Source organism: Aeromicrobium sp., assembly GCF_023146395.1.
Taxonomy (GTDB): domain Bacteria; phylum Actinomycetota; class Actinomycetes; order Propionibacteriales; family Nocardioidaceae; genus Aeromicrobium.
Window position 1 is genome coordinate 67,998 of the sequence record NZ_JAGLCD010000018.1, and the last position, 19,506, is coordinate 87,503.

Genomic DNA, 19,506 nt, shown 5'->3' on the forward strand with positions numbered 1-19,506 from the left:
TGTCGCCGGGTCCGTGACGTCGGTCGACCACGTCGCGATCGCCGTGCGCGACCTGGCCGCAGCGGCGCACCTGTTCGTCGACGTCCTCGGCGCGACGTTGATGTACGGCGGCGACAACGACGCGACCGGGGTGCGGATCCTCAAGCTCGCCCTCGCGGACTTCCGTGTCGAGCTGATGCAGCCGATCAGCGACGACAGCCGTCTGGCACGCGACCTCGACCGCCGCGGCGAGGGCTTCCACCACGTGACCCTGATGGTCGACGACGTGGCGCGCACGGTGTCGGACCTCGCGGCCGCCGGGCTCACGACGGTCGGCACCGACCTCGCCTCACCGCGGTGGTCGGAGACCTTCCTGTCGCCCCGCGACACCTTCGGGGCGCTCGTGCAGGTGGCGAGCGCCAGCGACGACTTCGGAGCGCGCGTCGACGAGTACACGCTCGACGACGTCCTGGCCGGGCGGGTGGCCTGGGTCGACAAGGTCGCCTGTCTGCGCTGACGGATCCGAGTCGTGTTGACAACTACAGTGAGCAGGAATGGGTGAACGATGGCGAGGACCGCAACGGCGTCCGACCGCACGCCGCGCGACACGATCGTCCGCGTGGCGACGGAGCTCTTCGGGAGGAACAGCTACCCCGGCACGTCGATGCGCGACATCGCGAGCGAGGTCGGCATCCTCGCCGGGAGCCTCTACGCGCACATCGACGGCAAGGAGAACCTCCTGCTCGAGATCATCGAGCACGGGATCGAGGAGTTCGTCGAGGAGGTCACGGTCGCCTTCGAGGGCGCGGGCAGTGCCAGCGAGCGGTTGCGGGCCATGATCCTGGCGCACGTCCGGATCGTGGCGAAGCAGCCCCGGCGGACGCAGATCGTCTTCCACCAGTGGCGGTACCTCGGCGCGGAGAACCAGCGCCGCGTGCGCAAGCGGCGAGCGGCGTACGAGGCCTTGTTCACCCGGCTGCTCGAGGAGGGTGTCGCCGACGGGAGCTTTGCCGCCGACATCGACGTCCGCGTCACGGTCCTCAGCATCCTCGGATCGCTCAACTGGACGCCGGAGTGGCTGTCGTCCGACGGACCGATCCCGGTCGAGGAACTCAGCGACCGACTGTCGGACGCCTTGATGAAGGGCGTCCTCGGCCGCTGAGCCGACGGGTCGGACGAGACTCATCCCTCCCGGGTCGCGGCGGCCTGTCGAACCGCTCGCTCGACGAGGTGGAACTTCTGCACGCGGCCGGTGACGGTCCGGGGGAGGTCGGCGGCCTCGGTGAAGAAGACCATCGCCGGCACCTTGAACTTCGCGAGCCGTGAGGCGCAGTACTCGATCAGCTCGTCCGGGTCGGGGCGCGCGGCGGGGTCGGCCACGACCCAGGCGCACCCCACGTCGCCCCAGCGCTCGTGGGGCACGCCGACGACGTGGGCCTCGAGGACGCCGGGGTGGTCGATCAGCACCTCCTCGACGTCGCTCGGGATCACGAGCTCGCCGCCGAAGCGGTAGGACTCCTTCTGGCGCCCGGTCAGGGTCAGGTAGCCGTCGTCGGCCAGGCGTCCGAGGTCGCCCGTGCGCATCCACCCGTCGTCGGTGAAGAGGGCGGCAGTCTCCTCGGGCTTGTCGTAGTAGCTGCGGGTGATGATGGGCCCGCGGACGTAGAGCTCGCCGACCTCGCCGGTCGGCAGGTCCGCCCCGGTCACGGGGTCCACGACCTTGTAGACGGCCAGGGCTCCGCCGAGCTCCGGGTCGCCCGCCAGGCCACCGGGCTTGACCGTCCCGTTGACGTGGGCGAGCTGCTCGACCGGGTCGCCCGGGCGGGTGCACATCGTGGAGGCGGTGGTCTCGGTCTGGCCGTAGGCGGTGAAGACGCGGTCGACCCCGAAGGTCTCCTGGATGCGGTCGAACATGCCGGGGGCATGGACCGCGCCGGAGGAGAAGACGGTGGACAGGCACGACAGGTCGTACGGGCGCGCTGCTGCCTCGGCGAGCAGCACGCTGGTCATGGCCGGGACGCACATGATCTCGTCGACCTCGTGCCGGGCGACCGCGCGGAGCATCGCGTCGGCGTCGAAGGCCGTGTGGGGCACGGTCGCTCCGCCGACGAACATCGTGGCGATGGTCGCCTCGACGTAGCCGAACACGTGGTAGAGCGGCATCGCGTAGATGATGCGGTACCCGTCTCCGAGACCGCGGGTGTAGGCGCTGGAGTACGCGGTGCGCAGGATGCCGTCGTGGCGCAGGACCACGCCCTTAGCCTTGCCGGTCGTGCCCGAGGTGTACAGCAGGTCCGAGGGGCTGTCGGGGTCGACCGCGTCGGACAGGGCGGCGACCGTCTCGTCGCTCACGCCGGCGCCCAGGTCGAGGAGGTCCGCCCACGTGCGCCCCCGTCCGACCGGCGTCGACGTGGTGCCGAAGACGACGACCTCGCGCAGGTGGGGGAGGACCTCGCCCCCGGCGACGTCCTCCCACTGCGGGATCAACCGGTCCAGCTCGGCGCCGTAGTCGAGGCCGCGGAACGCGTCCATCGTCACGAGGACCGACGCCCGGGACTGCCCGAGCACGTAGCCGAGCTCCTCGTGGCGCAGCATGAAGTTGATGCTCACCGAGACGGAGCCGAGCCGGGCCACGGCGAACTTGAGCGCGACCGCCTCAGGGAAGTTCGCCATGACGACCGCGACGTGGTCGCCGGAGCCGACCCCGAGCTCGTGGAGCCCGGCGGCCAGCCGCGTCGAGAGCGTGGCGACCTCGGCGTAGGAGTAGGTGTGGTCGTCCGTCACGATCATCGGCCGGTCGGGGTGGACCTGCGCGAGGTGGTCGAGGAGCTGCGCGGTCGAGCGGGGGGTCCAGTGTCCCCATCGGGCTTCGAGCTCGGACCGTCGCTGCTCGGCCTGGGCCACCAGGGCGTCCTGCGTCATCACGTCGGGTTTCCTCTCGTGCTGGTCGTCGTGGCCTCGCCGCTGCCGGTGAGGTCGTCGAGGCGGAGCCCGACCTCGCCGAGCACCTCGGCCGTGTGCTCGCCGAGACGGGGTGCCGGGCGCCGCGGCGCCGAGCGCTCCCGGTCCATGGGGAGGTGGATCTGCAGCAGGTCCGGCGTGCTGCCCCCGTCCACGGGCGCGATGAGTCCACGCTCGGCCGTGAGCGGGTGGGCGAGTGCCTCCCCGAGGTCGTGGACCGGACCGGCAGGGACCCCGGCCGCGGCCAGTGCCTCGAGCCAGTCGGCCGAGCCGCGCGTCGCCAGCACGACCTGGAGTCGCTCCGCGAGCTCGAAGCGGCGGGCCAGACGCCGGTCCATCGTGGAGAAGTCGGGGTCGGTGGCGAGGTCGTCCAGGCCGAGCGCACGGCAGAGGGCGACGAACATCCGGTCCGTCGAGGTCGCGATCATGATCGGCCGGTCGGTCGTGCTGAAGACCTGGTACGGCGCCGCGCTCGGCGCTGCCGAGCCGAGCCGGGGTGGGAACGTGCCCGTCGCGAGATACCCCATGACCTGGTGCCCCATCAGGAACAGCCCGGTGTCGACGAGGCTCCCCTCGAGGCGTTGCGGCTCGTCGGTCGCGGCGCGGCGCACCAGCGCGGCCTGGATCGCCAGGGCCACCCACAGGCCGGTCGACACGTCGATGACCGACGGCGCGGCGCGGACGGGGCCACCGTCAGCCTCGCCCGTCATCTCCATGATCCCGGTGAAGGCCTGGATCAGGGCGTCGTAGCCGGGGCGGTCGTGACCGAGGGGTCCGGTGCCGAAGGCGTTGACCGACACGTGGACCAGCCGGGGGCTCGCGCGCACCAGGTCGTCGTAGCCGAGGCCGAGCCGGTCGGCCACCCCCGGACGGAACGACTCGACCACGACGTCGGCGTCGGCGGCCAGCCGGAGGACCGCCTCCCGGCCGGCCGGCGACTTCAGGTCGAGCGCGGCACTGCGCTTGTTGCGGTTCACGGTCTGGAACACCGTCGCCTCACCGTTCCAGTACGGCGGGAGCGAGCGCGTCGCGTCGCCGTGCGGAGGGCGCTCGATCTTCACGACGTCGGCACCCAGGTCGGCCAGGACCAGGCAGGCGAGAGGACCGGCGATGTTCTCGCTCAGGTCGAGGACGCGGACACCGGCGTACGTCTCGTGGAACTGCACCTCACCCACCCCTTGATCTTCGCACGAACAATCACTTGTTTGTTTCTACCCCGAGCCGACCGACGTGGTCAAGGTCACGGCACGCTCGATGGGACCGAGCGTGTCACGAAGGGCGGCTGTCGACGTGATGGTTGACGGGAAATGCGACGCATGTCAGAGTGACCAAACAAGCGTTCGTACGGAAGCGTTCCGACAGCAGGGCGCCCGACCAGCAGAGGAAGTCCGTGATGACCCGAGACCCCGACTTCGACGCCGTCGTCATCGGCGCGGGCCTGAGCGGCCTGTACCAGGCGTACCGCCTTCGTGAGATGGGGTACCGGGTCCTGGGGGTCGAGGCGTCCGACGACATCGGCGGTGTCTGGCACCACAACCGTTACCCGGGGTGCCGGATCGACTCCGAGAGCGAGGTCTACGGCTACTTCTGGAACGACGAGCTGATGCAGGAGTGGAGCTGGTCGGAGCGGTTCGCCGCGCAGCCCGAGGTCCTGCGCTACATCCACCGGGCCGCCGAGATCATGGACATCCGCAAGGACTTCCTGTTCGACGCCAAGGTCGCCTCCGCCGCCTTCGACGAGGAGAACGACCTCTACACGATCGAGTTCCAGCAGCCGTACCGGGCGCCAGTCACGGCGCGGTTCGTGTTCTCGGCGCTGGGTCCGCTGTCGACGCCCCAGATGCCCAACCTCCCGGGCATCAACACGTTCGCGGGCGAGAGCTTCCACACCGCGAACTGGCCGCGGGACCCCGACGGCTTCGGCCCGGCCCCGCTCGACTTCACGGGCAAGCGGGTCGGGGTGATCGGCGTCGGCTCGACCGGGGTGCAGACGATCCAGGAGATGGCCAAGGTCGCCGGCCACCTGACGGTGTTCCTGCGTGACCCGAACTGGTGCACGCCCCTGGGCAACGGTCCGATGGCGCCGGAGCGGATGGACTACATCAAGGCCAACTACGAAGAGTTCACGGCCAAGTGCGATGCGTCGCTGGCCGGCTTCCCGCACGAGTTCATCCAGAAGGACCTCTTCGACGTCCCGCAGGACGAGCGTGACGCGACGCTCGAGGAGCTGTACCAGGGCCCCGGCTTCTCGCTGTGGCTCGGCGCGTACCAGGACGTGCTCTCGGACCCGGCCGCGAACCGCTACGTGTCGGACTTCGTGGCCCGCAAGATTCGCGAGCGCGTCACCGACCCGGCCGTCGCCGAGGCCCTGATCCCGAAGGACCACGGCTTCGGCATGAAGCGCGTCCCGCTCGAGACCGGGTACTACGAGGTCTACAACCAGGACAACGTCGACCTCGTCGACCTTCACACGACGTCGATCACCCGGGTGACGCCCGAGGGCATCGAGACGCCCGAGGGCCTGCACGAGCTCGACGTCATCATCTACGCGACCGGGTTCGACGCGGTCAAGGGATCCTGGAACAAGATCGACATCCGGGGTGTCGGCGGCATCTCCCTGCGGGACGAGTGGGACGGTGGCATCACGACCTACATGGGCATGCAGTGCCCGGGCTTCCCGAACTTCTTCATGCTGGTCGGGCCGCAGAGCGGCGCGACGTTCTGCAACATCCCGCGCTGCTCGGCCCTCGCGATCGACTGGCTCAGCGACATGATGATCACGGCCAAGGAGTCCGGCGTGCGCCGGATCGAGCCGGAGCGAGAGGCCGCCGAGAGCTTCACGCTGTACGCCGGCAAGCTCCAGTCGAAGCTGCTGCTGGGACAGACGAACTCCTGGTTCACGGGCATCAACCAGAACATCCCGGGACGCGACAAGCGTGAGGTGCTGCTGTTCGTCGGCGGGAACCCCCGGTTCCGCGCGTACTGCGACGACGTCAAGGAGCACGGCTACAAGGGCTACGTCATGTCCTGACCCACGGACGCCCACCGACGCACCGACCCATCTCACGAAGGAGACACCCCCCATGACGCGACTCACGGGCAAGACAGCCGTGGTGACCGGCGGAGGCAACGGACTCGGGGCCGAGATCTCGGCCGCGATGGCCGCCGAGGGCGCCCACGTCGTCGTGGTCGACCGCAACGCGGAGCCGGCGGCCGAGGTCGTGGCGCGCATCGAGGCCGCCGGCGGGTCGGCCGCGGCCGAGGTCCTCGACATCGCGGACCGTGCGGCGGTCGATGCGTTCGGCGAGCGGCTCGTCGCGCAGCACTCGAGGATCGACGTCCTCGTCAACAACGCTGGCATCTCGCCGCGGAGTCGGCCCGAGGACGACGACCAGGCCGAGCGGTGGGACCAGATCGTGCACGTCAACCTCACGGGGCAGTGGGACGTGACGGTCGCGCTGCTGCCGGCGTTGAAGCACCCCGGGGTCAGCGTCATCTTCCTGTCCTCGATCGCCGGCTTCACGGCGCCCCGCTCGAGCGCCGCCTACGGGGCGACGAAGGCCGGGGTGCGGTCGCTGGTCCAGTACTTCGCACGCACGCTCGGGCCGACCGGCGGCCGGGCGAACGGCCTGGCGCCGGGGCGGATGAAGAGCGGTCTGATGACCGTCACCGGCGACGGGAACGCGAAGTTCCTGCAGCGCGTGCCGCTGGGCCGGGTCGGGGAGACCCACGAGATCGCGGGGCCCGCGGTGTTCCTCGCCTCCGACGAGGCGTCCTACGTGACCGGGACGACGATCCCGGTCGACGGCGGCTACCTCGCGCTCTGACGGCACGTCATCCACGGACGAGAGGGCACGATGCTGACGACGATCGAACCGTTCGCGCTCCACGACCTCACCGAGGTCGGCGTGGGGCTCGACCGACCCGAGTGCGTGCTGGCCGCGCCCGACGGGGCGCTGTACACCGGGGACTGGACGCTGGGCATCGCCCAGGTCGCACCGGACGGCACCCTCGGGCGCGCCGTCGAGGTCGACCTGGTCGCCGAGGGCTTCCGGCCCAACGGGATCGCGATGACCGCCGACGGCGACTTCCTGTTCGCGAACATGGGTCGAGCCGGTGGCGCCTGGCGCGTGGGCCGCCACGGCCCGGCCCGGCCCTTGACGTCCGACGTCGGCGGAGCTCCCGTCCCGCGGACCAACTTCGTCCTGGCGGACGGGGACCGGGCGTGGGTCACGGTCAGCTCCCAGGGGCAGAGGCACGAGCACTTCACCGCCGAGGAGGACTCCGGGCAGGTCCTGCTCGTGCGCGAGGGCCGGACCACGGTCGCGGCGGAGGGCCTGAACTGGACCAACGAGGTGCGGCTCTCGCCGGACGGTCGTCATCTCTTCGTCAACGAGACGTTCGCCTGCCGCACGACGCGGTACGACGTCGCCGAGGACGGCTCGTTGTCGGGTCCCGAGCGTGTCGTGTACCCGGCCGACACCTTTCCCGACGGGATGGCGTTCGACAGCGAGGGGGCGCTCTGGATCGCGTGCGTCATCACGAACCGGCTCCTGCGTCTCGCGCCGGACCTGACCTGGACCATGCTGCTCGAGGACGCCGATCCCGACGCCGCCGCCCTCGTCGCGTCCCACGCCGAGGGGCGCCTGACCTGGCCGGAGATCTCGGCCAGTCGGGGCTCGCGCCTGGCGAACCTGTCGAGCATCGCCTTCGGCGGTCCCGACCTGACGACGATCTACCTCGGCGGACTCGGTGCCGACCGGATCCACGTCCTGTCCTCGCCGGTGGCGGGTGCCCCGATGGAGCACGGACGATGACCGGTCGCGGGGGAGGGGACGTCGACCTGGAGGTCACGGTGCGCGAGCTCGCCGACCGGCAGGCGATCCGCGACTGCCTGATGCGGTACAGCCGCGGCGTGGACCGCCTCGACCGGGAGGTGCTCCTGTCGGTCTACCACGACGACGCGATCGACGACCACGGCATGTTCGTCGGCGGGCCGGAGGCGTTCGCCGACTGGGTCATCGGGATGCACTCGACGCTGCACCTGAGCCAGCAGCACTGCCTGCTCAACCACACGTGCGAGATCGACGGCGACGTCGCCCACACGGAGACGTACTACCTGTTCGTCGGCATGAACCGGACGGGCCCGCCGCTGGCGATGAGCGGCGGGCGGTACGTCGACCGGTTCGAGCGCCGCGACGGGGTCTGGGCCATCGCCCATCGCGTCTGCCTGCGCGACTGGATGCCGATGGACGAGACGCCGGACCTGAGCGACCCGGCGGCCTTCACGGCCGTCAAGGACGGGCTGCCCCCGGCCATGGCCGCGCTGATGGCGACGGCCTCACTGTCGGCGCGGGACCGTTCCGACCCCTCCTACGCGCGCCCCTTCGCCGTGGACCCGCAGCGCGTCGCCGACGGGGCCACGGCGTTCGAGCCGCGCCGACCTCCTGGCTAGACCGACTGCAGGGCCGGGGCGTGGCCGGCCAGCTCGCCGCCGTCGACCACGAGGTCCGCGCCCGTCATGAAGGTCGACTCGTCGCTGGCCAGGTGCACGACGAGGCTCGACACCTCGCTCGTGTCGCCCTTGCGGTTCATCGCGTTGAACCCGGTCACGTCGAGACCCTCGTTCATGTCGGTCGCGACGGTGCCGGGGCAGATGCAGTTGCACCGGATCCGGGATCCCGCGAGCTCCAGCGCGACCGAGCGCGTGAGGCCGCGGAGCCCGTACTTGGCCGCGGTGTACCCGTGCAGCTCGGAGATGCCGGCGAAGCCCTGGGCCGACGAGATGTTGATGATCGAGGCCGGCCCGTGCTCGCGCATCGCGGGGACACAGGCCTTGATGCCCAGGAACGCGCCGGTCAGGTTGACCGCCAGCATGTCGTTCCAGGTCTCCAGGTCGTAGTCGTCGACGCTGCCCATCGTCACGATGCCGGCGTTGTTGACGAGCACGTTCAGGGCGCCGAACGAGGCCAGCGCGGTCTCGACCGCGCCCTGCCAGTTGGCCTCGCTGCGCACGTCGAGCACGCTGGTGCGGGCGTCGTCGCCGAGCTCGGCGACGAGGGTCACGACCCGGGGATCGGTCTCGTCGCGCACCCCGAGGACGACCTGGCCCCCCTCCGCGACGATGGCGCGGGCGTGCGACGCGCCCATGCCGCGGCTCGCGCCGCTCACGATCGCGACCTTGCCGGTCAGTCGGCCCATGGTTCCTCCTCGGTGGCTGGCAGTGCGGTCAATATGGCACCGCCGACGCGGCTCGTCAACGTTTATGTAGACGCTGGGCGCTGCCCGTGGCGGGTTCTTGATGAACGTTTGTTATCTACATCTACGTTGACGTTGACTGCGAGTGTGATGTGTGCCATATTCGCTCGCCAGGGTCCGCATCCCGGGCCGTCATCCAAGGAGAAGTCATGTCACGTCCCAGGCTCGTCAGCCGCCACGCCATGACGGCAGCCGCCGTGCTGCTGTCCCTGTCCACGCTCGCTGCCTGTGGCAGCGACGACGGGGGTTCGGGCTCCGGCTCCGGATCCGGTGAGGTCCCCGCCGAGGTGACCCAGCTCGTGGAGGACAACCTGGCCAACCCCACCTCGCTCGGGTACGACACGCCGTTGTCCAAGCCTGTGCCGAGCGACATCAAGATCGTCGCCCTCCAGGTCCCGGTCGACGTCGCCAAGGTCGAGGGCGAGGCGATGCGCAAGGCCGCCGAGTCGCTCGGCTGGAGCTACGAGACGGTCGTCGTCGGCGACGGGCCGGAGGCGCCCGCCAAGGCGTTCGACCAGGCCATCGACAAGAAGCCGGACGGCATCTACTACTCCGGCTACACCACGCAGTCGATCAGCCAGCAGCTCGAGCGGGCCGCGTCCGAGGGCATCGCGGTGTTCTCCGAGGCGCTCGGTGCCGACACGCCCGAGCAGGCGTTCGCGCAGATCCGGAACACCCCCGCGGTCAAGCGGCTGGCCGAGCTCAACGCGGCCTGGATCGTCGCCGACAGCGGCGGAGCCGCCGACGTGCTAATCGTCGACACCCCGGCCTTCCCGATCCTCCACGAGTACAGCGAGCAGGTGAAGACCTCGATCGAGGGCTGGTGCTCCGGCTGCTCGGTCACGATCACCGACGCGAACGTCACCGACATCGGGACGAAGCTGCCGGCGCAGATCGTCAGCGAGCTCCAGCGGTCCCCGCAGACCAACTACCTGGTGTTCAGCTTCGGCGACCTGACGATCGGGCTCAACCCGGCCCTCGCGGCCGCGGGGCTGCAGGGCAAGGTCAAGGTCACCGGGCAGCTGCCGGGCCTCGACAACCTCAAGAGCCTCGAGACCGGCGAGAACGCGATGTGGGTGCCCGAGCTCTCGCCGCTCATCGGCTGGCGCGTGATCGACGCCTTCGCGCGCCACTTCGTGGGCGACGACCCGGAGGTCGCGGCCGACGGCTCCCCGACCCCGACCCAGCTGCTGACCCCCGAGAACGTCGGCAGCGCGGTGTACGACCCGAGCGGCTACTGGGTCGGCGTCGACGGGTACGAGGGCGCGTTCAAGAAGCTCTGGAATGTCGGATAGCCAGCACCCCGGTGCGGAGGCGGCGGTCCCGACCGCCGCCTCCGCGGGCGTCGCGTCGAGCGTCGTCCCGGCGCTCGACGTCGTCGGGCTCTCGAAGACGTTCGACGGCACGCAGGTCCTGACCGACATCCGCTTCGACGTCCTTCCCGGCGAGGTGCACGCGCTCGTCGGGGAGAACGGCTCGGGCAAGTCGACGACCGTCAAGATCCTCGCGGGCGTCTACGACCCCGACGACGGCGGCGCGGTCACGGTGGCCGGGACGGCGCTGGACCTCAGCGACCCGAGCGCCTCCGACGCCGCCGGCCTGCGCTTCGTCCACCAGGACCTGGGCCTTGTCGCGGCCCTGGACGCTCGCGACAACCTCGCGCTCGGCCAGGGCTACGACACCGGCTGGCCGTGGCGCATCCGCTGGCGGTCCGAGGGGGCCGCCGCCCGGGAGGCCCTCGACCGGCTCGGCTACGACATCGACGTCACGCAGCCGGTGTCGACCCTGTCGATCAGCGAGCGCACCGCGATCGCGATCGCCCGGGCCCTCTCGCCGCGACGGGAGACGCCGGCCGTGGTGGTGCTCGACGAGCCGACGGCGAACCTGCCCGAGTCGGAGGTGCGGCGACTGGCCGCGTCGATCCGACGGCTGAGCGCGGCGGGCATCGGCGTGCTGTTCATCTCGCACCACTTCGAGGAGGTCTTCGACCTCGCCGACCGCGTGACGGTCCTGCGGGACGGCAAGGTCGTCACGACCCGTCCCGTGGCCGAGCTCGACCACGGCTCGCTCGTCGAGCTCATGACCGGCCGGACGCTCGACGTGGACCACGTGGCCCAGCCGCAGTCCGAGCTCCGCGACGTCGTGCTCGCGACCTCGGGGCTGAACGGCGCCGTCGTCCGCGACCTCGATCTCACGGTCGCAGGCGGCGAGGTCGTGGGGGTCGCCGGCATCACCGGCTCGGGGCGAGAGGAGGTCGCGCGGCTCGTCGCCGGGGACCTCTCGCCGGAGTCCGGCGAGGTCGTCGTGGCGGGTCGGAGGATCGCCGCCGGGCGTCCCGACCTGTGCAAGGCCGCGGGCATGTCGTACGTCCCGGCCGAGCGCAAGACCAACGGCATCGTCACGGGACACTCGGTCGCCGAGAACGTCGTGATCGCCGACCTGCGACCCCTGCGGCGCCGGGGTGCTCTGCGGGCCCGACTGCAGCGCCGCGACGCCGACGCGTGGATCGAACGGCTGGACGTCCGTCCGCGCGACGGCGGACTCCCGATCGAGTCGCTGTCGGGCGGCAACCAGCAGAAGGTCGTGCTGGCCCGCGCCCTGCGCCTCTCACCGACGGTGCTCGTGCTGGACGAACCGACGCAGGGCGTCGACGTCGGCGCCCAGGCGCAGATCCGGTCGCACATCCGTGCGGCGGTCGCCGAGGGGCTCGGGGTCCTGGTGTGCAGCTCCTCGAGCGAGGAGCTGGCCGAGATGTGTGACCGCGTCGTCGTGATGGTCGGCGGGCGGCGGGTACGCGACATGGTCGCGCCCATGGAGGTTGACGAGATCACTGCGGCGACGCTGCAGTCCGTTGCGGAAGGGACAGCATGACCACGGACATCGAGAGCGGGCGGGGGAAGCGCCCCCGTCGCTCCTTCGGGCTCGCTCGCTACAGCGGCCTGTACATCTGGGCGCTGCTGATCGCCCTGTTCGCCGTGTGGCTGCCGGACACGTTCCCGACGACCCAGACGCTGCGGAGCGTCGCCGACGACCAGGCCGTCACGTGCCTGGTGGCCCTGGCGCTCGTGGTGCCGATCGCGGCGGGCATCTTCGACCTGTCGGTGGCGGCCCAGCTCGGGTTCAGCCTCGTCATCGCGGTGTACCTGCAGTCGCAGGGGATCCATCCGGTGATCTCGGTCCTCGTGGCACTCGCCTCCGGGCTCCTGGTCGGCGTGCTGAACGCGATCGTCGTCGTGAAGCTCTCGGTCGACTCCTTCATCGCGACGTTGGGCATGAGCAGCATCCTGGCCGCCGGCGTGTACACCGTGACCGACGGGCAGCCGATCGTGAACGGGATCTCCGAGGGGTTCACGCAGGCGGGTCGCGGGACCCTGCTGGGCGTCCCCCTGACGGTCGTGTACCTCGCGGTCGTGGCTGCGGTGCTCTGGTACGTCATGGAGTACACGCCCCTCGGGCGGCACTTCTACGCCACGGGCGGCAACCCGCAGGCCGCGCGGCTGACCGGCCTGCGCGTCGACCGGATCACCGCGTACGCGTTCATCCTGTCCGGACTCCTGGCCTCGATCGCGGGCGTCGTGCTCGCCGCGAAGCTGGGATCCGGATCCCACCTGGCGGGTCCGCCGTACCTATTGCCGGCGTTCTCGGCGGCCTTCCTGGGGGCGACCCAGATCAAGCCGGGGCGCGTCAACGTGCTCGGCACGCTGGTGGCGGTGTACCTGCTCGCCACCGGTGTGAAGGGACTCCAGCTCGCTGGTGCGCCGCCGGAGATCAACGACCTGTTCAACGGCGTCGCGCTGATCGCGGCGGTCGCCCTGGCGGCCCGGTCCGCACGACGGGCCCGCAGCTGAAACACGACCGTTGACGGACGTGACGACGGTCACTACGCTTACAAACAAGTGATTGTTTTCACGGCCGACCTCGACGTGATCCACCACCCCACCCCACGAGAAGGGCACCCCCATGCCGATGGAGATCCTGGCTCCGACCCTGGACCAGTACAAGGACAAGTACGAGAACGTGAAGTTCGACCGGGACGACAACGGCGTCCTGACGATGACCTTCCACACCGACGGCGGGTCGCTGGTGTGGACCGCCAAGGCCCACGACGAGCTGGCCTACGCCTTCGCCGACGTCGCCAACGACCGGGGCAACCGGGTCGTCGTCCTCACGGGCGCCGGCGACGCCTACTGCGACCAGATCGACTTCGACAGCTTCGACCTGAGCACGCCGCACGGCTGGTACCACATCATGTTCGAGGGCACGCGGCTCGTGAACAACCTGCTCGACATCGAGGTGCCGGTCATCGCGGCCATCAACGGCCCGGCGTCGATCCACCCCGAGCTGCCGATCCTGTCGGACATCACGGTCGCCTCCACGACCGCCTCGTTCCAGGACGGCCCCCACTTCCCGTCCGGGATCGTCCCCGGGGACGGCGTCCAGTACATCTGGCCGGCCATCCTGGGCCCGAACCGTGGTCGCTACTTCCTGCTGACGGGCCAGGTCCTCGACGCCCAGAAGGCGCTGGACTGGGGTGTCGTCAACGAGGTCGTCGAGCCGGACCAGGTGCTTCCCCGGGCGCTCGAGCTCGCGGCCGAGGTGGCGGGGAAGACCGATCTGGCGATCCGTTTCACCCGCATCCTGCTCAAGCGCGAGTGGACCAAGCTCGCCGCCGAGAACCAGTCCGACGGTTTCCTGCACCAGGCCGTGGCCGTCATGGGCATGAGCGGCTCGATCCTGCCCGACTCGAAGTAACGCCCGCACACACATCGAACGAGGAGAACGTCATGGGAAAGCTGGACAACAAGGTCGCCTTCGTCACGGGCGCAGCGCGCGGCCAGGGTCGCGCCCACTGCGTCAAGATGGCGCGCGACGGCGCCGACATCATCGCGATCGACATCTGTGAGCAGATCGACACCGTGCCCTACGACCTCGCGACGTGGGAGGACCTGGAGGAGACGGCCCGCCTCGTCGAGAAGGAGGGGCGCCGTGTCGTGATCCGCAAGGCCGACGTGCGGGACCGCGCGTCGATCGAGAGGGCCGTGAAGGACGGCATCGCCGAGCTCGGGCGTCTCGACATCGTGGTCCCGAACGCGGGCATCTGGTCGAGCGCGACGTTCGTGGAGATGCAGGACGACATGTTCAAGGACATGATCGACGTCCAGATGATGGGTCCGTACAACGTCTGCAAGGCCACCGTCCCGCACCTCATCGAGCAGGGCAGTGGTGGCTCCATCGTGATCCTCGCGTCGACCGCGGCCAACAAGGGCTTCCTGAACCAGGTGCACTACAACATGGGCAAGACGGCCGTCGTAGGCCTGATGCGCTCCTTGGCGCAGGAACTCGCGCAGCACTTCATCCGGGTCAACACCGTCAACCCCAGTTCGACCAACACGACGATGATCCAGAACCCGGCGATCTGGGGCGCCTTCGCCCCGGGAGTGGAGAACCCGACGGCCGACGACTTCGGGCACCTCTTCGAGCGCATGAACCTGCTGCCGATTCCGTGGATGGAAGCCGAGGACACGGCGAACGCGGTGGCGTTCCTGGCCTCGGACGAGGCGCGGTACATCACCGGGGTCGAGCTCCCGGTCGACGCGGGGTTTCTCGCCAAGTTGCCGGGCTGACGAATTCTGGCCGACGGGACCGCGTGTGGCGGGCCCCGCTCCCCGGAAGGGGTGCGGGGCCCGTTGCAGTCGGCGAAGATCTCGGGTCGGCGGGACGTCGTCGGGTAAACGACGCCAAGGCCTGCGACGGCACCAGCTCGGACTCGTGGTCCGCGGGTCATGGACCTCGGCGACTTCCTCCGGGGCGTGTTCGGAGCTCGTCGTGCTCGTGAATATCCGTCTGCAGTGGAAGGGCGTTTGCAAACGGGTCCGCGCTTGGGAGTGTCCGCCGATGATCATGAGGTGATGGTCGAGTGGAGCTAGATGCGCAGGTAATTGCGTAGGTGCGTCATCGCTTCCTCGAGGTACGTCGTGAGCCGGACGCTCCCGTCGGCGAGCCACTGATCGTAGGCCGAGATCGACAGGGCGAGACTGACGTGACCGACCGCCTGCGGCAGCGGATCACCCGCGCTGGTGCCGGTGCGGTCGGCGACGTGGTCGACGATGACCCGCCGCCAGGCGCCGTACTGCAGCACGCTGTGCGCCTGGAGCGTCGGGGTCGACAGGATCAGCTGCATGCGCTGGCGGTGCAGCGGCATGACGGCCTCGTCGAAGTCGTTGAACGCGACGACGCCGCGGTGCACCGAGCTCCACAGCGGCTCGTCGGTCGGTTGGTCGGCCAGGATCGTGCGGAACGAGGCGAGGCTTGCAGCGAAGTCTCCCCAGGGGATGTCGTTCTTCGAGGCGAAGTAGCCGAAGAGCGTGCGCCGGCCGACCCCGACCTCGCCGGCGATCATGTCGAGGGTCGTGCCGTCGAAGCCGTGGACCGCGAAGAGTCCGAACGCTGCCTGCTCGATCTCGGCGCGGTCGGTCCGTGGCGGGCGCCCCGGCGACGCGCGGACAGAACGGCTCATGGCACGGGAATGTACCAATCCTGGAGCACCCCTTCCTTTTCTGCATCGAATGCGGTTATTGTGTGAGCCACACCACCACAGGAGGTCCCGCCATGCACGAGCCCACCAGCCCCGCCCTGGGCGCCGAGCCCACCGCCGACGCGCCGGTCACGTCCGAGAGCCTGATCGAAGAGGTCTCGATCGACGGCATGTGCGGCGTGTACTGAGGACGCCGCAATGCTGGGCGAACCCTGGACCCTGTCGCCCGCCGTGGCGCTGCGCCCCGAGCCGTTCGGGGCCATGGCCTATCACTTCGGCAACCGCAAGCTCACGTTCCTCAAGCGGATGGAGCTCGTGCAGGTCGTGCGTGGTCTGGCCGACCACGCCGACGTCCGTGCCGCGCTCGTGGCTGCCGGGGTGCCCGAGGCGCAGTGGCCGGGGTACGTCGACGCACTTGCCGGCCTCGCGGCCGCTGACATGATCCGTCCCCGCACCATGGAAGGAGCCGTCGCATGACGATCCTCGAGTCCCGTCCCGAGACCGTCCGGCCGCAGGGCGGCACCCTGATCCAGCAGTTCGAGCTGGGCCTCGACGCCCCGATCTGCCTGACGTGGGAGCTCACTTACGCCTGCAACCTCGAGTGCGCGCACTGCCTGTCGTCGTCGGGTCGCCGCGACCCGCGCGAGCTCACGACCGAGCAGTGCGAGGCCGTGATCGACGAGCTGCAGCGGATGCAGGTCTTCTACGTCAACATCGGTGGCGGTGAGCCGACGATCCGCCCCGACTTCTGGCACCTGCTGCAGTACGCGGTCGACCACCAGGTGGGGGTCAAGTTCTCGACCAACGGCGTGCGGCTGAACCCCGAGCGGGCGCGGTTCCTGGCCTCGACCGACTACGTCGACGTGCAGATCTCGCTCGACGGCGCGACCGCCGAGGTCAACGACTACGTGCGGGGTCCCGGCTCCTTCGACACCGCGATCACGGCCCTGCAGAACCTGCAGGACGCGGGGTTCGAGGACGCGAAGATCTCGGTGGTCTGCACGCGGCAGAACATCGGTCAGCTCGACGAGTTCAAGGCCCTGGCCGACCGCTTCGGGGCGACGCTGCGCCTGACCCGCCTGCGCCCCTCGGGCCGCGGGGCCGACGTGTGGGACGAGCTGCACCCGCTGCCCGAGCAGCAGCGCGAGCTCTACGACTGGCTCGTCGCCAACGGCGGGGACGTCCTCACGGGCGACTCCTTCTTCCACCTGTCCGCGTTCGGCGGCACCGACGGTGGGGGAGCGCTGCCCGGCCTGAACCTGTGCGGCGCCGGCCGCGTGGTGTGCCTGATCGACCCGATCGGCGACGTCTACGCGTGCCCCTTCGCGATCCACGACAACTTCCTGGCCGGCAACCTCCTGGCCGACGGCGGCTTCCAGACCGTCTGGCAGCGCTCGGAGCTGTTCGCCGAGCTGCGCTCGCCGCAGACCGGCGGTGCGTGCTCGTCGTGCGCGTTCTTCGACTCCTGCCGCGGTGGCTGCATGGCCGCCAAGTTCTTCACGGGCCTGCCCCTCGACGGTCCCGACCCGGAGTGCGTCCAGGGCTACGGCGAGTCCGCCCTGGCCTCGCCCGACCGCGTGCTCCCGCCGCAGGGCCAGGACCACTCCAAGGCCAACCCCACCCGCAATCAGCCGGTCATGCTGACGCTCTCGCGCCGCCCGGGACTCGAGGACGGGCCCGCCGCGCCGCCCACCTCGGCCTGCGCCGAGAGCCCGCTTGCTGGTTTCACCCCCTGAGCTCCGTGCCACCGCCACCTCCGTCGGTGGCACGGACCCCATCACGAAAAGGCACCACCCGATGAAGCTGAACCCCTGGAAGCAGAACCCCTGGTTCGAGTCGGTCGCCGTGGCCCAGCAGCGCGCGAAGAAGCGTCTGCCCGCCCCCGTCTACGGCGCCCTCGTGGCCGGGTCGGAGCGCGGCCAGTCGATCGCCGACAACGAGCAGGCGTTCACCGAGCTCGGCTTCGCCCCGCTCGTCGCGGGACAGCGGGCCGACCGCTCGATGGCCACGACCGTCATGGGCCAGGACGCGAGCCTGCCGGTCATCATCAGCCCGACCGGGGTGCAGGCCGTGCACCCCGACGGCGAGGTCGCGGTGGCCCGCGCGGCGGCTTCACGCGGGACCGTGATGGGCCTGTCGAACTTCGCGAGCAAGTCGGTCGAGGAGGTCGTGCAGGCCGCGCCGTCCACGTTCTTCCAGATGTACTGGACCGGCGACCGCGACGTCATGGTCCAGCGCATGCAGCGCGCGCACGACGCCGGAGCGGTGGGCCTGATCGCGACGCTCGACTGGTCGTTCTCGATGGGCCGCGACTGGGGAAGCCCCGAGATCCCCGAGAAGGTCAACCTGGCCGCGGCCGTCCGCTTCGCGCCGCACGTGCTGCGCAAGCCGCGCTGGCTCTGGACCTTCGCGAAGTCTGGTCGCATCCCCGACCTCACCGCCCCCAACCTGGCGGCGCCCGGCGCCACGAAGGGCCCCACGTTCTTCGGCGCGTACTACGAGTGGATGACCACGCCCCCGCCCAGCTGGGACGACGTCACCTGGATGCGCGAGCAGTGGGCGCAGATCAGCGGCCGCCCGTTCATGCTCAAGGGTGTCTCCCGCGTCGACGACGCGCTGCGTGCCCGTGACGCGGGCGTCGCCGCGATCTCGGTGTCGAACCACGGCGGCAACAACCTCGACGGCACGCCGGCCGCGATCCGGATGCTGCACCCCATCGCGACCGCGGTCGGCGACGACCTCGAGGTGCTGCTCGACGGCGGCATCCGCCGCGGCTCCGACGTCGTCAAGGCCGTGGCCCTCGGCGCCCGAGCCGTGATGATCGGCCGCGCCTACCTGTGGGGTCTCGCGGCCAACGGCGAGGCCGGTGTCGGCAACGTGCTCGACGTCCTGCGCAGTGGGATCGACTCGGCGATGCTCGGCATGGGGGTCGCCTCGCTCGACGAGCTCACGCCCGAGCACTTCCACGTGCCGGCCGACTTCCACCGTGCCCTGGGCGCCGTCCCGGCTCCGGCTGAGATCACGGCCGGCTGAGGAGGACGCCACCATGACCGTGCTGCTGGCCGACTCCGTGTGGCCCGAGCTGACCGACCGGCCCCTGGTCCTGGTGCCGGTCGGGTCGACCGAGCAGCACGGACCGCACCTGCCGTTCGACACCGACACCGTGATCGCCGACGCCGTCGCGCGGCAGACGGCCGCCCGCCTGCCGCGTGCGGTGGTGGCCCCGGCGCTGGCCTACGGGTCCAGCGGCGAGCACCAGTCGTTCGCCGGCACGAGCTCGATCGGCGGTCCTGTCCTGCGGGCGACGGTCCTGGAGCTCGTCCGCTCGATGGCCACGTGGGCCGGTCGGATCGTGCTCGTCAACGGGCACGGCGGCAACCTCGAGGCTCTCTCCTCGGCCGTGCGTCAGCTCATCGACGAGGGACACGACGTCGCATGGACCCCGTGCGCGACCGAGGACGTCGACCTCCACGCCGGCCTGACCGAGACCTCGCTGATGCTGCACCTGCGTCCCGAGTCGGTGCGGCTCGACCGGGCGGAGGCGGGCGACACGCGTCCGCTCGAGGACATCCTCGGCCTGCTGGTCACCGGCGGCGTGGGCGCGGTGTCGCCCAACGGCGTGCTCGGCGACCCATCCGACGCCGACGAGCAGCTGGGTCGACGCGTGCTGGACGACATGGTGCGACAGACGATCGAGGTCGTGATCGCCGGTGTCGTCGACGCGCGAGGTCGACTCCGCCACCCGGCCGCGGTGTCGTGACCACGACGCAGGA

General features: G+C 70.3%; 20 protein-coding genes. 16 read left to right on the top strand and 4 right to left on the bottom strand.

What is annotated here, in order from left to right; translation table 11 throughout:
* Positions 1–13 precede the first annotated feature (13 nt).
* Positions 14–496: a VOC family protein gene (locus KAG51_RS13030; RefSeq protein WP_290584274.1), complete on the top strand. Its 483-nt coding sequence runs from the start codon at positions 14–16 to the stop codon at positions 494–496.
* A gap of 48 nt (positions 497–544) precedes the next feature.
* The gene (locus tag KAG51_RS13035; protein WP_290584275.1) at positions 545–1,141 is read left to right on the top strand and encodes a TetR/AcrR family transcriptional regulator; all 597 of its coding nucleotides are present in this window, start codon (positions 545–547) and stop codon (positions 1,139–1,141) included.
* A 20-nt stretch (positions 1,142–1,161) separates the two neighbouring features.
* Here the strand turns inward: KAG51_RS13035 and KAG51_RS13040 are convergent, their stop codons facing one another.
* Both KAG51_RS13040 and KAG51_RS13045 read right to left on the bottom strand, forming a co-directional pair.
* On the bottom strand, positions 1,162–2,901 hold the full coding sequence (locus KAG51_RS13040; RefSeq protein WP_290584299.1) for an AMP-binding protein: 1,740 nt from the start codon (positions 2,899–2,901) through the stop codon (positions 1,162–1,164).
* Positions 2,901–4,115, bottom strand: a complete 1,215-nt coding sequence (locus tag KAG51_RS13045; protein ID WP_290584276.1) for a CoA transferase — start codon at positions 4,113–4,115, stop codon at positions 2,901–2,903. The genes KAG51_RS13040 and KAG51_RS13045 overlap by 1 nt, the downstream gene beginning before the upstream one ends.
* Positions 4,116–4,333: 218 nt before the next feature.
* Here KAG51_RS13045 and KAG51_RS13050 point away from each other — a divergent pair, with 218 nt between their 5' ends.
* The 4 genes from KAG51_RS13050 to KAG51_RS13065 are packed head-to-tail and all read left to right on the top strand — an operon-like array spanning position 4,334 to position 8,395.
* Positions 4,334–5,971, top strand: a complete 1,638-nt coding sequence (locus KAG51_RS13050; RefSeq protein ID WP_290584277.1) for an NAD(P)/FAD-dependent oxidoreductase — start codon at positions 4,334–4,336, stop codon at positions 5,969–5,971.
* Positions 5,972–6,023: 52 nt separating this feature from the next.
* On the top strand, positions 6,024–6,767 hold the full coding sequence (locus tag KAG51_RS13055; protein ID WP_290584278.1) for an SDR family oxidoreductase: 744 nt from the start codon (positions 6,024–6,026) through the stop codon (positions 6,765–6,767).
* A gap of 30 nt (positions 6,768–6,797) precedes the next feature.
* A complete protein-coding gene (locus KAG51_RS13060) occupies positions 6,798–7,757 on the top strand; it encodes an SMP-30/gluconolactonase/LRE family protein (RefSeq protein WP_290584279.1) in 960 nt (319 codons plus the stop codon).
* Entirely contained in the window at positions 7,754–8,395 is a 642-nt protein-coding gene (locus KAG51_RS13065; RefSeq protein WP_290584280.1) for a nuclear transport factor 2 family protein, read from the top strand. The genes KAG51_RS13060 and KAG51_RS13065 overlap by 4 nt, the downstream gene beginning before the upstream one ends.
* Here the strand turns inward: KAG51_RS13065 and KAG51_RS13070 are convergent.
* Complete coding sequence (locus KAG51_RS13070) at positions 8,392–9,141, bottom strand: SDR family oxidoreductase (RefSeq protein WP_290584281.1); 750 nt, start codon at positions 9,139–9,141, stop codon at positions 8,392–8,394. The genes KAG51_RS13065 and KAG51_RS13070 overlap by 4 nt on opposite strands.
* Before the next feature lie 206 nt (positions 9,142–9,347).
* On the opposite strand from KAG51_RS13070, the gene KAG51_RS13075 reads away from it, so the two are divergent.
* From KAG51_RS13075 to KAG51_RS13095, 5 genes are all read left to right on the top strand, one after another.
* Positions 9,348–10,493: a substrate-binding domain-containing protein gene (locus tag KAG51_RS13075; RefSeq protein ID WP_290584282.1), complete on the top strand. Its 1,146-nt coding sequence runs from the start codon at positions 9,348–9,350 to the stop codon at positions 10,491–10,493.
* Positions 10,483–12,069, top strand: coding sequence for a sugar ABC transporter ATP-binding protein (locus KAG51_RS13080; protein ID WP_290584283.1), 1,587 nt, complete (start codon positions 10,483–10,485; stop codon positions 12,067–12,069). Before KAG51_RS13075 ends, KAG51_RS13080 begins: the two co-directional genes overlap by 11 nt.
* Positions 12,066–13,046, top strand: a complete 981-nt coding sequence (locus tag KAG51_RS13085; RefSeq protein WP_290584284.1) for an ABC transporter permease — start codon at positions 12,066–12,068, stop codon at positions 13,044–13,046. The genes KAG51_RS13080 and KAG51_RS13085 overlap by 4 nt, the downstream gene beginning before the upstream one ends.
* 112 nt (positions 13,047–13,158) lie before the next feature.
* Positions 13,159–13,950, top strand: coding sequence for an enoyl-CoA hydratase/isomerase family protein (locus KAG51_RS13090; protein ID WP_290584285.1), 792 nt, complete (start codon positions 13,159–13,161; stop codon positions 13,948–13,950).
* A gap of 32 nt (positions 13,951–13,982) precedes the next feature.
* Positions 13,983–14,822: a mycofactocin-coupled SDR family oxidoreductase gene (locus KAG51_RS13095; protein ID WP_290584286.1), complete on the top strand. Its 840-nt coding sequence runs from the start codon at positions 13,983–13,985 to the stop codon at positions 14,820–14,822.
* A 299-nt stretch (positions 14,823–15,121) separates the two neighbouring features.
* On the opposite strand, the gene mftR is transcribed toward KAG51_RS13095, so the two are convergent.
* Positions 15,122–15,715: a mycofactocin system transcriptional regulator gene (mftR, locus tag KAG51_RS13100; protein WP_290584287.1), complete on the bottom strand. Its 594-nt coding sequence runs from the start codon at positions 15,713–15,715 to the stop codon at positions 15,122–15,124.
* A 92-nt stretch (positions 15,716–15,807) separates the two neighbouring features.
* Here mftR and mftA point away from each other — a divergent pair, with 92 nt between their 5' ends.
* The 5 genes from mftA to mftE all read left to right on the top strand — a co-directional run bounded on the left by mftA (position 15,808) and on the right by mftE (position 19,493).
* Positions 15,808–15,921 (top strand): mycofactocin precursor MftA, encoded by a 114-nt coding sequence (gene mftA / locus KAG51_RS13105; protein ID WP_290584288.1) that lies wholly within the window; start codon positions 15,808–15,810, stop codon positions 15,919–15,921.
* Between the two features lie 10 nt (positions 15,922–15,931).
* A complete protein-coding gene (gene mftB / locus KAG51_RS13110) occupies positions 15,932–16,210 on the top strand; it encodes a mycofactocin biosynthesis chaperone MftB (RefSeq protein ID WP_290584289.1) in 279 nt (92 codons plus the stop codon).
* Positions 16,207–17,469 carry a mycofactocin radical SAM maturase gene (mftC, locus tag KAG51_RS13115; RefSeq protein WP_290584290.1) on the top strand — a complete coding sequence of 421 codons (1,263 nt, stop codon included), beginning with the start codon at positions 16,207–16,209 and terminating at the stop codon, positions 17,467–17,469. The genes mftB and mftC overlap by 4 nt, the downstream gene beginning before the upstream one ends.
* A 61-nt stretch (positions 17,470–17,530) precedes the next feature.
* Positions 17,531–18,766 carry a pre-mycofactocin synthase MftD gene (gene mftD, locus KAG51_RS13120; protein WP_290584291.1) on the top strand — a complete coding sequence of 412 codons (1,236 nt, stop codon included), beginning with the start codon at positions 17,531–17,533 and terminating at the stop codon, positions 18,764–18,766.
* Positions 18,767–18,779: 13 nt separating this feature from the next.
* A complete protein-coding gene (gene mftE / locus KAG51_RS13125; RefSeq protein ID WP_290584292.1) occupies positions 18,780–19,493 on the top strand; it encodes a mycofactocin biosynthesis peptidyl-dipeptidase MftE in 714 nt (237 codons plus the stop codon).
* The last annotated feature ends 13 nt before the right edge of the window (positions 19,494–19,506 follow it).

What these genes read in the sequence shown, in the direction of transcription:
- KAG51_RS13090 (WP_290584285.1), top strand. Translation starts at nt 13,159, where the DNA reads ATGCCGATGGAGATCCTGGCTCCGACCCTGGACCAGTACAAGGACAAG.
- KAG51_RS13035 (WP_290584275.1), top strand. Translation starts at nt 545, where the DNA reads ATGGCGAGGACCGCAACGGCGTCCGACCGCACGCCGCGCGACACGATC.
- mftR (WP_290584287.1), bottom strand. Translation starts at nt 15,715, where the DNA reads ATGAGCCGTTCTGTCCGCGCGTCGCCGGGGCGCCCGCCACGGACCGAC.
- mftD (WP_290584291.1), top strand. Translation starts at nt 17,531, where the DNA reads ATGAAGCTGAACCCCTGGAAGCAGAACCCCTGGTTCGAGTCGGTCGCC.
- KAG51_RS13075 (WP_290584282.1), top strand. Translation starts at nt 9,348, where the DNA reads ATGTCACGTCCCAGGCTCGTCAGCCGCCACGCCATGACGGCAGCCGCC.
- KAG51_RS13040 (WP_290584299.1), bottom strand. Translation starts at nt 2,901, where the DNA reads ATGACGCAGGACGCCCTGGTGGCCCAGGCCGAGCAGCGACGGTCCGAG.
- KAG51_RS13095 (WP_290584286.1), top strand. Translation starts at nt 13,983, where the DNA reads ATGGGAAAGCTGGACAACAAGGTCGCCTTCGTCACGGGCGCAGCGCGC.
- mftC (WP_290584290.1), top strand. Translation starts at nt 16,207, where the DNA reads ATGACGATCCTCGAGTCCCGTCCCGAGACCGTCCGGCCGCAGGGCGGC.
- KAG51_RS13080 (WP_290584283.1), top strand. Translation starts at nt 10,483, where the DNA reads ATGTCGGATAGCCAGCACCCCGGTGCGGAGGCGGCGGTCCCGACCGCC.
- KAG51_RS13055 (WP_290584278.1), top strand. Translation starts at nt 6,024, where the DNA reads ATGACGCGACTCACGGGCAAGACAGCCGTGGTGACCGGCGGAGGCAAC.
- mftB (WP_290584289.1), top strand. Translation starts at nt 15,932, where the DNA reads ATGCTGGGCGAACCCTGGACCCTGTCGCCCGCCGTGGCGCTGCGCCCC.
- mftE (WP_290584292.1), top strand. Translation starts at nt 18,780, where the DNA reads ATGACCGTGCTGCTGGCCGACTCCGTGTGGCCCGAGCTGACCGACCGG.
- KAG51_RS13050 (WP_290584277.1), top strand. Translation starts at nt 4,334, where the DNA reads ATGACCCGAGACCCCGACTTCGACGCCGTCGTCATCGGCGCGGGCCTG.
- KAG51_RS13065 (WP_290584280.1), top strand. Translation starts at nt 7,754, where the DNA reads ATGACCGGTCGCGGGGGAGGGGACGTCGACCTGGAGGTCACGGTGCGC.
- KAG51_RS13070 (WP_290584281.1), bottom strand. Translation starts at nt 9,141, where the DNA reads ATGGGCCGACTGACCGGCAAGGTCGCGATCGTGAGCGGCGCGAGCCGC.
- mftA (WP_290584288.1), top strand. Translation starts at nt 15,808, where the DNA reads ATGCACGAGCCCACCAGCCCCGCCCTGGGCGCCGAGCCCACCGCCGAC.
- KAG51_RS13060 (WP_290584279.1), top strand. Translation starts at nt 6,798, where the DNA reads ATGCTGACGACGATCGAACCGTTCGCGCTCCACGACCTCACCGAGGTC.
- KAG51_RS13085 (WP_290584284.1), top strand. Translation starts at nt 12,066, where the DNA reads ATGACCACGGACATCGAGAGCGGGCGGGGGAAGCGCCCCCGTCGCTCC.